A 13,810-nucleotide genomic window follows, 5' to 3' on the forward strand; every position below is an offset into this window, starting at 1 on the left:
GGAGCCGCCCCGTTTCGCTTTCCGGAGGTGCACCTGTCTCCGGTCAGCTCTTCCTGATCTCGACCTTCTTGGCGCCTTTCGCCTTGGGTTCCGATTTCGGCACGGTGATGGTGAGCACCCCGTCCTTCAGATCGGCATCCACCGCGGTTTCATCGGCATCGGGCGGCAGGCGGAACGAGCGGCTGAACGCGCCATATTGACGTTCAGAGAAGTACCAGGTGTCACCCTTCTCCTCGCGTTCGACCTTTTTCTCGCCCTGCACGGTCACAACGCCATCGTGCACGGAAAGCTCCATGTCTTTCTCGTCGACGCCCGGCAGTTCGATCGTGATGTGATATTTCTCATCCTGAAGCTTCGCGTCCGAGGCCGGCGAAAGAAACTCGGTCAACCTTTGCCCCAGCGTGCGGAAGGGATCGTAGAGAGATGGCCACAGGCCGGTTTGCGATTTCTCAACCATATCAACCCTCCTTTCCTGTGCGGTATATAAGCATTCAGGGGCCGTGTTTTGAGGGAGGCGCGAAAACGTGACGCGCCCGATTGCACCGCTGGCCGCCCCGCGCTAAGCCCTTTGGCAACGTGCTGTTTGCGCAAACAACGGAGGCGACGATGATCCTGTGTTGCGGCGAGGCCCTGATCGACATGCTCCCGCGCGAAACCGGCGCGGGCGAGCGCGCCTTTGCCCCCTATGCCGGCGGCTCGGTGTTCAACACCGTCATCGCGCTGGGGCGGCTCGGCATCGGCACCGGGTTTTTCTCCGGCCTCTCCACCGATCTCTTCGGCCAGATCCTGACCGACACGCTGGCCGCCTCGCATGTGACGTCCGATCTCGCGATCCGTTCGGATCGGCCCACCACGCTCGCCTTCGTCACGCTCACCGACGGCCAGGCCAGATACGCCTTCTACGACGAAAACACCGCCGGGCGGATGCTCACGCCCGACGATCTGCCAGAGCTACCCGAGGATGTGACGGCGCTGTTCTTCGGCGGCATCTCACTGCCGCCCGACCCGTGCGGGCTGGCCTATGAAACGCTGATGCTGCGCGAGGCCGCCCGCCGCGTGACGATGATCGACCCGAATATCCGCCCCAGCTTCATCACCGACGAGCCGGGCTATCGCGCCCGGATCGGGCGGATGCTCGCCGCCGCCGATATCGTGAAGATCTCGGACGAAGACATGGACTGGCTCGGCACCGATGCCGCCAGCCTGCGCGCCGGCGGCGCGAAGCTGGTCTGCGTCACCGAAGGCGCAAAGGGCGTTACCGCGCATTTTGCCGCCGGCACGCTCAGCGTGGCCGCGCGCCGCGTCGAGGTGGTGGACACCGTCGGCGCGGGCGACACGTTCAATGCCGGGCTGCTCGCCGGGCTGGAGCGCGCCGGGCTGCTCACCAAGGCGGCGCTTGCGGGCCTCACCGCCGAGGCGCTGCGCCCGGCGCTGGAGCTGGGCAATGCCGCCGCCGCCGTCACCGTGAGCCGCGCGGGCGCCAACCCGCCCTGGGAGCATGAGCTGTGAGGGCGCTCGTTCAGCGCGTGAGCGAGGCTGCCGTGCGCGTCGATGGCGCGGTGGTGGGCGAGATCGGCCCCGGCCTTCTGGTGCTGGTCTGCGCCATGCAGGGCGACAGCGAGGCCAATGCCGACGCGCTCGCCGCCAAGATCGCCAAGCTGCGCATCTTCAGGGACGAGGCCGACAAGATGAACCGCTCGCTCCTCGACACCGGCGGCGCGGCGCTGGTGGTGAGCCAGTTTACCCTCGCCGCCGACACGTCACGCGGCAACCGCCCCGGCTTTTCCACCGCCGCCCCGCCCGCCGAGGGTGAGCGGCTCTACGAATATTTCGCAGGCAGGATGAGGGCCGCGGGGATCGAGACAGCGCAGGGCATGTTCGGCGCCGACATGAAGGTGAGCCTCGTCAATGACGGGCCGGTGACGATCTGGATGGAGGTCTGAGGTGCCCTGCCGAATATCGCAATCGTGACGGGGCTGCCCCCGAGCAACCGGGCATTTCAGCCCGGAATTGCACGAAAACTGTAACCTAAGCCTCGATCCCGAGCTTCGCCTTCAGCGCCGCCAGCACCGCCCGATCCTCGTCCGTCCACGCCGCCTTGCGCGATTTGAACAGCGTTGCCTGGCTCCGGTGCACCGGCCCGCCGGCGAGGATCTTGAGGTGGTTGGCGCGCAGGGTTTCGCCCGTGGAGGTGATGTCGGCGATGGCTTCGGCGGTTTCGTTCTTCACCGTGCCCTCGGTCGCGCCCTGACTGTCGACAAGCTGGTAATCGGCCACGCCATGCTCGCGCAGATAGTCGCGCACCAGCCGGTGATACTTGGTGGCGATGCGCAGCCGGAAGCCGTGGCGGGCGCGGAAGGCCGCCGCCACCGCGTCGAGATCGTCGAGCGTGGTCACGTCGACCCAGGCCTTCGGCACGGCGATGATCAGATCGGCATGGCCAAAGCCCATCGGCTCCAGTTCCAGCACCTTTTCTTCCCAGGCCCCCAGCTTCTCGCGCACGAGGTCGGAACCGGTCACGCCAAGGTGGATACGCCCCGCCGCCAGTTCGCGCGGGATCTCTCCCGCCGAGAGCAGCACCAGTTCCAGCCCGTCCAGCCCCTCGACCGCGCCGGCATATTCCCGGTCGGACCCGGTGCGCGCGAGCGTGACGCCGCGCGCACCGAACCAGTCGAAGGTTTTCTCCATCAACCGCCCCTTGGAGGGCACGCCCAGCTTCACGCTCATGCCCGCCCCTCCCCAAGCCGCAGCACCAGTTCGGGCCGGATCACCCCGCCCACGGCCGGGATCTCGTGGCCGCGCCCGAGCACGCGGGTCAGCGCATCATAGCGCCCGCCAGTGGCAACGGGCGGCAGATCGGGCCGCCCCTCGGCGTAGAAGCCGAAGACGAAACCATCGTAATATTCCAACGCCGTGCGCCCGTAGGAGCCCTCGAAATCGAGCCCGTCGATATCCACGCCGCGCGCCGCCAGCGCCCGACCCCGCGCCGCCAGCCGCTCGACCGCAGGCGAAATGGCGGGCATGTCGACGGCCAGATCGCGCAGATGCTCGGTGATGTTCGACATCGTCTCGCGCAGACCCAGGAGATCGTCGAGCAGCGCCACTTCCACTTCCGGGATCGGCGGCGTTTTGGCATCTTCGATCAGCGCCGCGATGCGGGCGGCAATCTCGGCCTCCGAGCGCAGCCCGACCAGCGGCGCATCGCAGGCCATCGGATCGGACCTGGCCAGCAGTTCGGCCCGGCCTTCCGGTTGGGCAGCCCGGCCCGCAAACCGGTCGAGCAAGGTGCGGAAGCGGCGCGGCCGCCAGAGGTGGCGCATCAGCGCCCGCTTGCGCGCCTCACTGGTCGACAGCCCCGAGACGGCGGCGCTGAGGATGCCGATATCGCCGGTGGCCGCGCGCAGGCCGAGCGGCGCGAGCGCCTCGGCGATCAGCGCGAACACCTCGGCATCCGCCGCTGCCGGATCGGCGCGGTCGAACAGTTCGAACCCCACCTGAATATATTCCGGGGCGCGATGCGTGGCCTCTTCCTGCTTGCGGAAAATCTCGCCCTCATAGGTGTAGCGCGCGGGCTCCGCCCCGCCCTGCATATGCATCTCTACCACCGGCACGGTGAAGTCGGGCCGCAGCATCGCCTCGCCCAGCGCCGGATCGGCGGTGACATAGGCGCGGGCGCGGATATCCTCGCCATAGAGGTCGAGCAGCGTTTCGGCCGGTTGCAGGATCGGCGGATCGACAAGCTGCGCCCCCTGCGCCTCGAAGAACGCCCGAAACCGCGCAGCCTCGGCCCGGATCGCGGATTTGTCAGCCATCCTGTGCCCCGATGATCCGGGCGACCTCGGCCACCAGATCGCCGCGCGCCACCTCGACTTGCGAGGGCCGCTCCTTCCACTCTTCCAGCGTCGCGTTCTCGGCGATCTTCGCGCCAAGGATCAGGTCTTTCACCTGCACCACGCCGCGCGCCTTTTCCTCGGCCCCCTCGATCACGGCGACGGGCGAGAGCCGCTTATCGGCATATTTGAGCTGGTTGCCGAAATTCTTCGGGTTGCCCAGGTAGACCTCGGCACGGATACCCGCCGCCCGCAGCTCGGCGACCATCGCCTGGTAATCGGCCATCCGGTCACGGTCCATCACCGTCACCACCACCGGGCCGCGCGTGGCGCCGCCGACCCGGCCCTTGGCGCGCAGGGCCGCCAGCAGCCGGTCCACCCCGATGGAAATGCCGGTGGCCGGCACCGCCTGCCCGGTGAAGCGCTTGACGAGATCGTCATAGCGCCCGCCCCCGGCGACGGAGCCGAACTGGCGCGGGCGGCCTTTCTCGTCGGTGATCTCGAAGGTCAGCTCAGCCTCGAAAACCGGGCCGGTGTAATAGCCAAGGCCGCGCACGACGGAGGGGTCGATGACGATACGGTCCGGGCCGTAGCCCTGCGACGTGAGCAGGGCGGCGATCTCTTCCAGCTCGCCCACCCCCTCTGCGCCAACGGCGCTTTCGGCCACCGCGGTGCGCAGATTAGCCAACGTCGCCGCGTTGTCGGCCCCTTTCGAGGTAAGGAAGGCAATCACCGGCTCGGCCGCCGCCTCCGCCAGCCCCACGCCGTCGATATAGGCCCCGGACGCATCGAGCCGCCCCTTCCCGAGCAATTCGCGCACGCCGGCCTCGCCGACCTTGTCGAACTTGTCGATGGTGCGCAGCACGGCCTCGCGGGTTTCGCCCTCGGCGACGCCCATCACCTCAAGCACGCCGTTCAGCACCTTGCGGTTGTTCACCCGGATCACGTAATCGCCGCGGGGGATGCCCACCTCTTCCAGCGTATCCGCCAGCATCGCGCAAATCTCGGCGTCGGCGGCCATGCTCGCCGCGCCCACCGTATCGGCATCGCATTGATAGAACTGCCGAAACCGCCCCGGCCCCGGCTTTTCGTTGCGCCAGACCGGCCCCATCGCGTAGCGCCGGTAGGGCGTCGGCAGATCGTTACGGAACTGGGCATAGACGCGGGCGAGCGGCGCGGTCAGATCATAGCGCAGGGCGAGCCACTTGTCGTCATCGGCCTCCTGCCAGGCAAACACGCCCTCGTTCGGCCGGTCGACATCGGGCAGGAACTTGCCCAGCGCCTCGACGGTTTCGACCGCCGAGGATTCCAGCGCGTCGAAGCCATAGCGATGGTACACGCCAGCGATCTTGTCGAGCATCTGCTTGCGTTCGTCCACCTCAGCGCCGAAATAGTCCCGAAACCCCTTGGGAGTCTCGGCCCTGGGCCGGGGCTGTTTCTTTTCCTTGGCCATGACACGTCCCGTCGTTACCTGGGGCGCGGTCTAGCCGAGACCGGGCAAGGGGGCAACAGGGAGCATCGGCATGGACGAGCGCATCACGGCACTGGAAGAAGCACTGGCACATCTGACGAAGACGGTCGAGGAGCTCTCGGAGGTGATCGCCCGGCAGGACCGCGAGATTACCCGCATGGCGCGGCGGATGCAGATGCTGATGGAGCGCGAGGCCGAACGCGAGCTCGACAGCTCGTCCTCGATCCCGCTCGCCGATCAGAAACCGCCGCATTGGTGAGCCACGCCGGAGCGGGGGCCAGCCCCCGCACCCCCGAGGTATTTGGAGAACAGAGAAGGGGCGGCCTGCGTGCCTATACCTCTTCCACGCTCATCACCCCCGGCAGGCTTTTCAGCGCGCCCTTGATCTGGGGGTTGAGCGGGAATTCGGCGCCAAGGTCCACCTCCGTCTCGCCCGGCAGGGTCGGGTCCATCAGGCAGAGCGCCACGGTGCCGGGGCGCGCGCCCTTGGCCATGTCGGCGGCGCGGCCCAGAAGCGCGGCGACATGGCCCACCGCTTCGGCCCGTTCGAGGAACACTTTGAGCGCCATTCCGCCAGCCTCCGCCGCGATCGTATCGACCGGGGCGACCGAGCGGGCCAGCAGCTTCAGCTGCTCCGATTCCATATTGGCCTCGACGGTGATGACCACGTTTTGCCCCGTTTCCAGATGGTCGCGCGCCGCTTCCAGCGTGTCGGAGAACACGGTGACTTCGTAGATCCCGGTGGGATCGGACAGGCCGACAAAGGCGAAGCGGTTGCCGCGCGCCGATTTGCGCTCCTGTTTCGACGAGACGGCGCCGGCCATCTTGGCGATGAGCGGCGCGCGCTCGGCCTTCGCGGCGACCTCTTCCAGCGTCATCACGCCCTTGCGCTTCAGCGCCGGCATGTAATCGTCGAGCGGGTGGCCGGAGAGATAGAAGCCGATCGCCTTGTGCTCCTCGGCCAGCCGTTCGTTGGGCAGCCAGTCGCCCACCGGCGACAGGCGCGGCTCGGGCAGATCGTCGCCCGCCTCGCCAAAGAGCGAGACCTGCGACGAGGCGCGTTGCTCGTGGATCGCGGCGGAGTAGTTCACCAGCGCATCGAGGCTGTCGAACACGCGGTGGCGGTTGGCGTCGAGCGCATCGAAGGCGCCGGCGCGGGCCAGCATCTCAAGCGGGCGCTTGCCGACGCGCTTGAGATCGACCCGGCGGGCGAGGTCGAACAGGGTGACGAATGGTGCATCGCCCCGCGCCTCGGTGATCAGCTTCATCGCCTCGACGCCGACATTCTTCAGCGCCCCGAGCGCGTAATGAATCTTGCCGCCGCCCACGGTGAAGGCCGCGCCCGAACGGTTCACGCAAGGCGGCACGATCTCGATCCCCAGCGCCCGGCGCACCTCCTCGGCATAGATGCCGAGCTTGTCGGTGAGATGAATATCGCAATTCATCACGCCCGCCATGAACTCGACCGGGTGATTGGCCTTGAGCCAGGCGGTTTGATACGACACCACCGCATAGGCCGCCGCGTGCGATTTGTTGAAGCCGTAATTGGCGAATTTCTCCAGCAGGTCGAACACCTCGGAGGCCTTCTTCGCATCGACCCCGTTCTCAGCGGCGCCCGCCTCGAATTTCGGGCGCTCGGCGTCCATCGCCTCCTTGATCTTCTTGCCCATGGCACGGCGCAGAAGGTCGGCGCCGCCGAGCGAATAGCCCGCCATCACCTGGGCGATCTGCATCACCTGCTCCTGGTAGACGATGATGCCCTGCGTCTCTTCCAGGATGTCGTCGATCAGCGGATGCACCGAGGCGCGTTCCTTCACGCCGTTCTTCACATCGCAATAGGTGGGGATGTTTTCCATCGGGCCAGGGCGGTAGAGCGCCACCAGCGCCACGATATCCTCGATGCAGGTGGGCTTCATGCGCCGCAGCGCATCCATCATGCCCGAGCTTTCCACCTGGAACACGGCGACCGTTCTGGCGCTGGAATACAGCTCGTATGTTTTCGCGTCGTCGAGCGGGATGGCGTTGATCTGGTTCTCGGCCCCGTCGGCGGGCCGGTAGAGCTGCGCGCCGTCCGGGCCGATATGCAGATCCCGGCCCTGCCCGTGGATCTGGTCCATCGCGTTCTGGATCACGGTCAGCGTTTTCAGCCCGAGAAAGTCGAACTTCACCAGACCGGCCTGCTCGACCCATTTCATGTTGAACTGGGTGGCGGGCATGTCGGAACGCGGATCCTGATAGAGCGGCACCAGCTCGTCGAGCGGGCGATCGCCGATCACCACGCCGGCGGCATGGGTCGAGGCGTTGCGCAGCAGCCCCTCGACCTGCTCGGCATAGGTAAGCAGCCGGTCGACCACTTCCTCCGCCCGCGCCTCTTCGCGCAGGCGCGGCTCGTCCTTGAGGGCCTGCGCGATGGACACGGGCTTCACCCCCTCGACCGGGATCATCTTCGACAGCCGGTCGACCTGACCATAGGGCATTTGCAGCACCCGGCCCACATCGCGCACCGCCGCTTTCGACAGCAGCGCGCCGAAGGTGATGATCTGGCCCACCCTGTCGCGGCCATATTTCTCCTGCACGTAGCGGATGGTTTCCTCGCGCCGGTCCATGCAGAAGTCGATATCGAAGTCGGGCATCGACACCCGCTCAGGGTTGAGGAAGCGTTCGAACAGCAGCGAATAGCGCAGCGGGTCGAGGTCGGTGATGGTGAGCGCGTAGGCCACCAGAGAACCCGCCCCCGAGCCCCGGCCCGGGCCGACGGGAATGCCGTTATCCTTCGACCATTTGATGAAGTCGGCAACGATCAGGAAGTAGCCGGGAAAGCCCATCTGCTCGATGATGCCCAGCTCGAATGTCAGCCGCTCGTCATAGGCGTCGCGCGGGGCGGCCGGCTCGATCACCGCAAGGCGCGCTTCCAGACCGTCCCAGGCCTGCCGGCGCAGTTCTTCCACCTCGTCCTCGGCAAAGCGCGGCAGGATCGGATCGCGCCTTTCGGATTTCACCGCGCAACGCCGGGCGATCTCGACACTATTGTCGATCGCCTCCGGCAGATCGGCGAAGAGCGCGATCATCTCCTGCGGCGATTTGAAATAATGCTGCGGCGTGAGGTGGCGGCGCGGCTCCTGCTGATCGACGTAAGCGCCCTCGGCGATGCAGATCAGCGCGTCATGCGCCTCGTAGAGATCGGTCTTGGGGAAGTAGACATCGTTGGTGGCCACCAGCGGCAGGTCCAACGCATAGGCCATCTCGACAAAACCGCGCTCGGTGAGGCGCTCGGCCTCGGGAAGCTGGCCGCCTTCGCCGGGATGGCGCTGCAGCTCGACATAGAGCCGGTTCGGATAGGCGCGGGCGAGGCGCTGCATCAGGGCTTCCGCCTCGGCGCGCCGGCCGATCTGAAGAAGCTGGCCGACCGGCCCACCGGCCCCGCCGCTGAGGCAGATGAGGCCCCCGGCATGCGCCTCAAGTTCGTCCAGCGTGACCTTCGGCTCGCCATCGTGCTTGTCGACATACAGGCAGGAATTGAGCTTGAGCAGGTTGGCGTAGCCCGCCTCGTTCTGCGCCAGCAGCACCACCGGCGCGGGGGGCTTGGGCTTTTCGCCCGGCGCCGGCGCATCGAAGGCCACCGAGACCTGGCAGCCGATGATCGGCTGGATGCCCGCCGCCGCGGCGGTAACGGAAAATTCCAGCGCGCAGAACATGTTATTGGTGTCGGTGACGGCCACGGCGGGCATCGACATCGCCTCGCACAGCCCCGGCAGCTTCTTCACCGGCACCGCGCCTTCGAGGAGCGAATACTCGGTATGGGTGCGCAGGTGGATGAATCGGGGAGCGGCTGACATGGGGCGAGTATAGGCGGGGCGGCGGCGGGGCCAAGAGCAGAAAAGTCAGCCAATGCACTGAGTATCTGCTGGTGGCCGCCGGGCAGGCTTCCAGCGCTCGCCGGCCTGACCAGACGGGCGGCGCCGAAACCTGCCGGGCTGGCGGTGGAGCACAAGGAGGGGCGCCAGCGGATCGTCGCCCTGAAGCCGCGTGCTGGCACGGCTCGATGCCCCCAAGCGCAGGACGGGCCGATCCGAAAGAGCCGGAAAAACGACTGGCCGCCAAACACGAAAGGCCCGACCGGCACGCCGGGATGAGCTTTCAAGAAGGCTTAAGCATGGCGGCCGACCAGCTCAAAACGCTGGCCGAAGCGATGTGAGCGGCGCGGCGCGCTCAGCCCCGCAGCTTCCCGGCCAGCCGCGCCGGCCAGCCGGTCATCGTCGACGTGATTTTCGTCATGATCTGCTTCGAGACGCGCTTTTCGATGTCGGAGTAGCTGGCCTCGCCTTCGAGCAGATCGAAGAAGGATTGCCGCATCGTCACCGAGCTGGAAAGCTTCTCGCGGAACAACCCGCTGAGCTTGCTGGAAAACGCATATTGGCGCAGCTTCTTGGCCTTATCGAGTTCGGTCTCGACATATTTGATCCGCTTGCGGTAATGGCCCAGCGCCTCGGCGGGCTTGCCCGCCTTCAGTGCCTCCGCCGCCGCCTCGGCCGCCTCCGCGCCGGTTTCCATCGCATAGGCCAGCCCCTCGCCGGTGAGCGGATCGACATAGCCCGCCGCATCGCCCGCGAGCAGCACCGCGCCGCGCCCCGGCACCGGCTTGTAATCGCCGAGCGGAATATGCGCGCCCTTGATCTTCACGTCATCCGCCTCGACGCCCTGCAGCTTGAGGTAGCGCGCCATCCGCGCCTTCAGATCCTGGTCGATCCCCTTGATCGCGCCGAGGCCGATGGTACGGCTGCCATGCTTGGGGAAGTTCCAGCCATAGCCCCAGTCGACGATGCGGAAGTCGATGGACATTTCCGCCTCTTCCTCACAGCCGGGCGCCACCTCGGCCTCGAAGGCGAAGCCGATCTTGTCGTCGTCGAAGGCTTTGCCAAAGAGGTGCTTGGCCACCGGGCTCGCCGCCCCGTCCGCCCCGATCAGCACGCCGAAACCGATCGTCTCGCCGGTGCTGAGCGCCAGCGTGCGCGCCGCCTCGTCGATGGTCTCGACGCGGACGCCCTGGTAATCCTCGGCCCCCGCCGCGATCGCCTCCCTGAGCAAGCGGTCGTCGAGATCGAGGCGATAGGTATAGGTAAGCTCGTAGGGCGACTTGAACCGGGCGAGGTGCTGGCCGTCCCATTTGAAGGCGACGGTGCGCGAATAGAGGAAATGCTCGCGGTCTGTATCGAGCCCGAAAACCCGCTTCATCGCCTTGCGCCCGCGCCCGGACAGCAACGCACCGCAGAGCTTGTGGCGGGGGAAGACGGCCTTGTCGATCACCGCGACCGAAAGCCCGAGGCTGCGCGCGTGACGCGCCGCCGACGAGCCCGCGGGGCCCGCCCCGATCACCACAATATCATAGGATTTCGCTGCTTCCGTCATGATACACCCCGGTTAATCCCGGGGCCTTCTACGCGAAACGTCCTCCAAGGAAAAGCCAACATCGCGCTCGGCCAGCCAGTTGGCGAAAGCCGTGACCTTATCGTCCAGCGAGCAGGTCGGCGGCAGGCTGTCGAGATGGGCCTGATAATCCAGCCGGAGCTGCAATTGCTCATCCGTGGTCAGCTCGGCCCAGGCCTTCATGTCGCACCTCTCTCGCTCTGCCGCAGATGGGGTTGAAACGCGCCCGGCGCAAGCGCACATATGCGCCAACCCGAATGTTATTAAGGACATTGCCCGATGGCCGCTTCCATGAAAATCACCTGCCTCGATTGCGGCGCGGTCAACCGCGTGCCCGCCGACAAGCTCGGCGCCGGCCCCAAATGCGGCACCTGCGGCACCCGGCTCACTGACGGCAAGGTCCGCGAAATGGACGCGAACGCGCTCGCCAAGGCCTCGAAGACCGACAATGTGCCGCTGCTGGTCGACTTCTGGGCGCCCTGGTGCGGCCCCTGCCGGATGATGGCGCCGGAATTCGCCAAGGCCGCGCAGGCGCTGGCCCCCAATGCCCGGCTCGCCAAGATCAACACCGAGGAATACCCGAAGGTCTCGATGAGGCACAATATCCGCGGCATTCCGACGATGATCCTCTACCAGAACGGCAAGGAAGTCGCCCGCCAGTCCGGCGCGGTGCCCGCGAGCGCGATCGAGCAATTCGTCCGCTCCAAGGCGAAATTGACCGGCTGATCGCGGCTGGCGGGGCGCGAAAAATCGCCCCGCTTTCCGCTTGACAGCGGAGGCCGGAAAGGCCAGATACCACCGCGTTGGGGCCGTAGCTCAGTTGGGAGAGCGCGTCGTTCGCAATGACGAGGTCAGGGGTTCGATTCCCCTCGGCTCCACCAAATCGCACTTTTGTGTTGAAAAATCTGCTAACACCTTGAATGGAAAGGTGATTTTAGCGGTTCGATAACCTCCATCACGACTGTACCGCAGAGGCTCTGCGAAAGCCAATTTCAGCACAGTTCTCTTGAAGGCGAATCCGCCTTTTTCGTAAAGAAACCAAGGGTTTCCCAGAAAAGTCAGGGCGTGTTCGATAAATTCCTCTAGGCGTCCCTTCGGAGGCACAATTTGCGCCGCATGTTCTGAAAGCCTGATCTTCTGACGCTCTAGCTTTTCGATGCGCGCTTCATACGCCTGAATGACAGACGGGCTCGACGCTTCGACGATCCGATCAAGGAGCGCCTCGGTCTGGCCGTCGATGTCCTTGATCTGGGACTCTAGCGTTTTTCTGGCGCTACGCGCCTCGGTGAGACGCATTTCCCAAACGTCGATGAACATGGCCCTGACCAGATCGAAGAGCTGCGTGGCAGGTTGCAGAGAGCGAAGAATCGCTTCTGCTCCGTTTTCGATATCGGCACGCGGGATAGACTTGCGCTTGGATACGCAATCTCGTGTGTCGCAGAGGTAGTAGGCGTAGGGCTTATTGCGTCCCTTCGACCAGCAGGACGTCATGGGCTCGCCGCAATCGTCACACAGCACGAAGCCGCGCAGCGGGAAGTCCTTGTTGATGTCCTTGCGCGCGGGAGCGTTGGCGTTGCCCTTGAGGCGCTCCTGGACGCGCTCATGCGTAGCGAAGCTGATAAGGGGCTCATGATGCCCTTTGCGCAAGCTGACACCCCAATTCGGGGCCTCGACGTATCCCGCGTAGGTTGGACGTTCCAGGATTTCCCTAACCTTGGTGATGCGGACGCTGCCGTCATCGGAGGATTTCGGGAAATCAGGCTTGCTCTCAAAGAAGCGCATCACCTCGCTCTGTGACGCGAGCCGCCCGCTGGCATAGCTTTCGAGCGCCTCTGCGATGATCGATGCCACAGGCTCGTCACGGACGAGCAACTTGCCATGAATGCGATCCTTGGCGTAGCGGTAGCCAACGGGCGGGTGAAAGACGTAATAGCCTTTCTCGACCCGTGCCTTCATCTTCTGGATCACTTGCCGCCTGTTCTGCTCGCGTTCCAGCTCGCCTTGGGCCGCGAAGATCGTTTCGACGAATTTGCCCTCGGGCGTATCGTCGAGCTTGAAGTTCAGGCATTCGATCCGCGCGTCGCGTTGCAGAAACTCGCGCCGCAGCTTGATGTGAAACTCGGTATCCCGCGCGAAGCGTTTGAGATCATCGAAGATGACCACGTAGTCCTTGTCAGGCTGCGCATCGAGGTAGGTCAGTAGCGCGACCATGCCAGGCCGTTTCATGAAGTCGCCGCCGCCCGACGCATCGTCGGGGAACACGGCTTCGACCTCGTAGCCTTGCGCAGCGGCATATTGGCGGCAACGGTGCTCCTGACCTTCGAGGCCGCTGCCTTCGGTCTTCTGCTTTGTGCTGGACACGCGGCAGTAGATGACCGCGCGCGTGTCCCCTTGTTCAATGTTTTTGTTCGTCATTCTACCTCCAGACCGCCCATCGGGCCGGAATTTCTATTGGTTCCAAGATTGAGCTGCTCCTTTGATCTTACCCGATCCAAGGCCACTTTGGGGCTCTGAGTGCGGTTTTCGAGGTCTTTTCCACTGAATTCTTCCAGTGGACGCACTTCAAACCCCAGATCGCGGATCGCGAGGACGATACACAGCATGGCCCGCAGGAAGTCCTCTTTCTGTTCGGGCGTCATGTCGGAATCGTCGAGGTACTCTTGGTACTTCGCCACGTCGATTTCCACGATGCGCTGCGCCGAAGAGGCGAAATTCTCAGATAGGCTGGTGCCGTTGCCGTTTCTGATATCGTCTTTCATCGTCTTACCTTTCTGGGCAGCGCGTGCGATGCCCTATCTTTAAGTATACAATCTTTGGTTGTGGTTCGTAAAATTCTGGGTGACTTGTTTCATTTTTTCAGAGGGTTAGCCTTGTATCGCGGACTGGGTTTGTGGTGCGGGCCGCCGCTACAGCGGCCCGCGTGGCATCACTTCTTGCCGCCATTTCCGCTCGCGCCCTGCTTGTAGCCAGCGTTGTAGCTGTTGGCGGCTTGATGGTTCATGCCGTGGGTGTTCTGGGGGCCTTTGCCCTGTTGGGCGTCTCTTTGGCCTTGTTGATGTTGTTGGTTCGACATTGCTTTGTCCTT

The 13,810-nt window shown here is 65.0% G+C and carries 14 protein-coding genes, 1 tRNA gene and 1 pseudogene; 6 read left to right on the forward strand and 10 right to left on the reverse strand.

The window, feature by feature from the left end; all coding sequences use genetic code 11:
• Positions 1–43: 43 nt before the first annotated feature.
• On the reverse strand, positions 44–457 hold the full coding sequence (locus QMG28_RS15960; protein ID WP_281843316.1) for an Hsp20/alpha crystallin family protein: 414 nt from the start codon (positions 455–457) through the stop codon (positions 44–46).
• A 149-nt stretch (positions 458–606) separates the two neighbouring features.
• Here QMG28_RS15960 and QMG28_RS15965 point away from each other — a divergent pair, with 149 nt between their 5' ends.
• Positions 607–1,509 (forward strand): carbohydrate kinase family protein, encoded by a 903-nt coding sequence (locus QMG28_RS15965; RefSeq protein ID WP_281843317.1) that lies wholly within the window; start codon positions 607–609, stop codon positions 1,507–1,509.
• Positions 1,506–1,943, forward strand: a complete 438-nt coding sequence (dtd, locus tag QMG28_RS15970; RefSeq protein WP_281843318.1) for a D-aminoacyl-tRNA deacylase — start codon at positions 1,506–1,508, stop codon at positions 1,941–1,943. The genes QMG28_RS15965 and dtd overlap by 4 nt, the downstream gene beginning before the upstream one ends.
• 85 nt (positions 1,944–2,028) lie before the next feature.
• On the opposite strand, the gene hisG is transcribed toward dtd, so the two are convergent.
• Genes hisG through hisS form a run of 3 tightly spaced genes read right to left on the reverse strand, consistent with a single transcriptional unit; the run spans position 2,029 to position 5,283 of the window.
• The gene (gene hisG, locus QMG28_RS15975) at positions 2,029–2,727 is read right to left on the reverse strand and encodes an ATP phosphoribosyltransferase (RefSeq protein WP_281843319.1); all 699 of its coding nucleotides are present in this window, start codon (positions 2,725–2,727) and stop codon (positions 2,029–2,031) included.
• The gene (locus QMG28_RS15980; RefSeq protein ID WP_281843320.1) at positions 2,724–3,812 is read right to left on the reverse strand and encodes an ATP phosphoribosyltransferase regulatory subunit; all 1,089 of its coding nucleotides are present in this window, start codon (positions 3,810–3,812) and stop codon (positions 2,724–2,726) included. The genes hisG and QMG28_RS15980 overlap by 4 nt, the downstream gene beginning before the upstream one ends.
• Complete coding sequence (hisS, locus tag QMG28_RS15985; RefSeq protein WP_281843321.1) at positions 3,805–5,283, reverse strand: histidine--tRNA ligase; 1,479 nt, start codon at positions 5,281–5,283, stop codon at positions 3,805–3,807. The genes QMG28_RS15980 and hisS overlap by 8 nt, the downstream gene beginning before the upstream one ends.
• A 70-nt stretch (positions 5,284–5,353) precedes the next feature.
• Between hisS and QMG28_RS15990 the strand changes: the two genes are divergently transcribed.
• Complete coding sequence (locus tag QMG28_RS15990; RefSeq protein WP_281843322.1) at positions 5,354–5,560, forward strand: SlyX family protein; 207 nt, start codon at positions 5,354–5,356, stop codon at positions 5,558–5,560.
• A 73-nt stretch (positions 5,561–5,633) separates the two neighbouring features.
• Here the strand turns inward: QMG28_RS15990 and dnaE are convergent, their stop codons facing one another.
• On the reverse strand, positions 5,634–9,137 hold the full coding sequence (gene dnaE / locus QMG28_RS15995) for a DNA polymerase III subunit alpha (protein ID WP_281843323.1): 3,504 nt from the start codon (positions 9,135–9,137) through the stop codon (positions 5,634–5,636).
• A 206-nt stretch (positions 9,138–9,343) separates the two neighbouring features.
• Between dnaE and QMG28_RS16000 the strand changes: the two genes are divergently transcribed.
• A complete protein-coding gene (locus QMG28_RS16000; protein WP_281843324.1) occupies positions 9,344–9,496 on the forward strand; it encodes a hypothetical protein in 153 nt (50 codons plus the stop codon).
• Positions 9,497–9,510: 14 nt separating this feature from the next.
• On the opposite strand, the gene QMG28_RS16005 is transcribed toward QMG28_RS16000, so the two are convergent.
• Both QMG28_RS16005 and QMG28_RS16010 read right to left on the reverse strand, forming a co-directional pair.
• A complete protein-coding gene (locus QMG28_RS16005) occupies positions 9,511–10,707 on the reverse strand; it encodes a geranylgeranyl reductase family protein (RefSeq protein WP_281843325.1) in 1,197 nt (398 codons plus the stop codon).
• 12 nt (positions 10,708–10,719) lie between these two features.
• Positions 10,720–10,908 carry a hypothetical protein gene (locus QMG28_RS16010; protein WP_281843326.1) on the reverse strand — a complete coding sequence of 63 codons (189 nt, stop codon included), beginning with the start codon at positions 10,906–10,908 and terminating at the stop codon, positions 10,720–10,722.
• A gap of 108 nt (positions 10,909–11,016) precedes the next feature.
• On the opposite strand from QMG28_RS16010, the gene trxC reads away from it, so the two are divergent.
• Both trxC and QMG28_RS16020 read left to right on the forward strand, forming a co-directional pair.
• Positions 11,017–11,451 (forward strand): thioredoxin TrxC, encoded by a 435-nt coding sequence (gene trxC / locus QMG28_RS16015; RefSeq protein ID WP_281843327.1) that lies wholly within the window; start codon positions 11,017–11,019, stop codon positions 11,449–11,451.
• Positions 11,452–11,530: 79 nt separating this feature from the next.
• Positions 11,531–11,606, forward strand: a tRNA-Ala gene (locus tag QMG28_RS16020).
• A 511-nt stretch (positions 11,607–12,117) separates the two neighbouring features.
• On the opposite strand, the pseudogene QMG28_RS16025 reads toward QMG28_RS16020, so the two are convergent.
• From QMG28_RS16025 to QMG28_RS16035, 3 genes and pseudogenes are all read right to left on the reverse strand, one after another.
• Positions 12,118–13,140, reverse strand: a pseudogene (locus QMG28_RS16025) (recombinase family protein); the annotation flags it as partial.
• Positions 13,137–13,484: a hypothetical protein gene (locus QMG28_RS16030; protein ID WP_281843328.1), complete on the reverse strand. Its 348-nt coding sequence runs from the start codon at positions 13,482–13,484 to the stop codon at positions 13,137–13,139. The pseudogene QMG28_RS16025 and the gene QMG28_RS16030, both read right to left, overlap by 4 nt.
• A 167-nt stretch (positions 13,485–13,651) precedes the next feature.
• Complete coding sequence (locus QMG28_RS16035; RefSeq protein ID WP_281843329.1) at positions 13,652–13,798, reverse strand: hypothetical protein; 147 nt, start codon at positions 13,796–13,798, stop codon at positions 13,652–13,654.
• Positions 13,799–13,810 lie beyond the last annotated feature (12 nt).

Origin of the sequence: Sinisalibacter aestuarii, from assembly GCF_027923545.1 — a bacterium.
GTDB classification, from domain to species: Bacteria; Pseudomonadota; Alphaproteobacteria; order Rhodobacterales; family Rhodobacteraceae; genus Sinisalibacter; species Sinisalibacter aestuarii.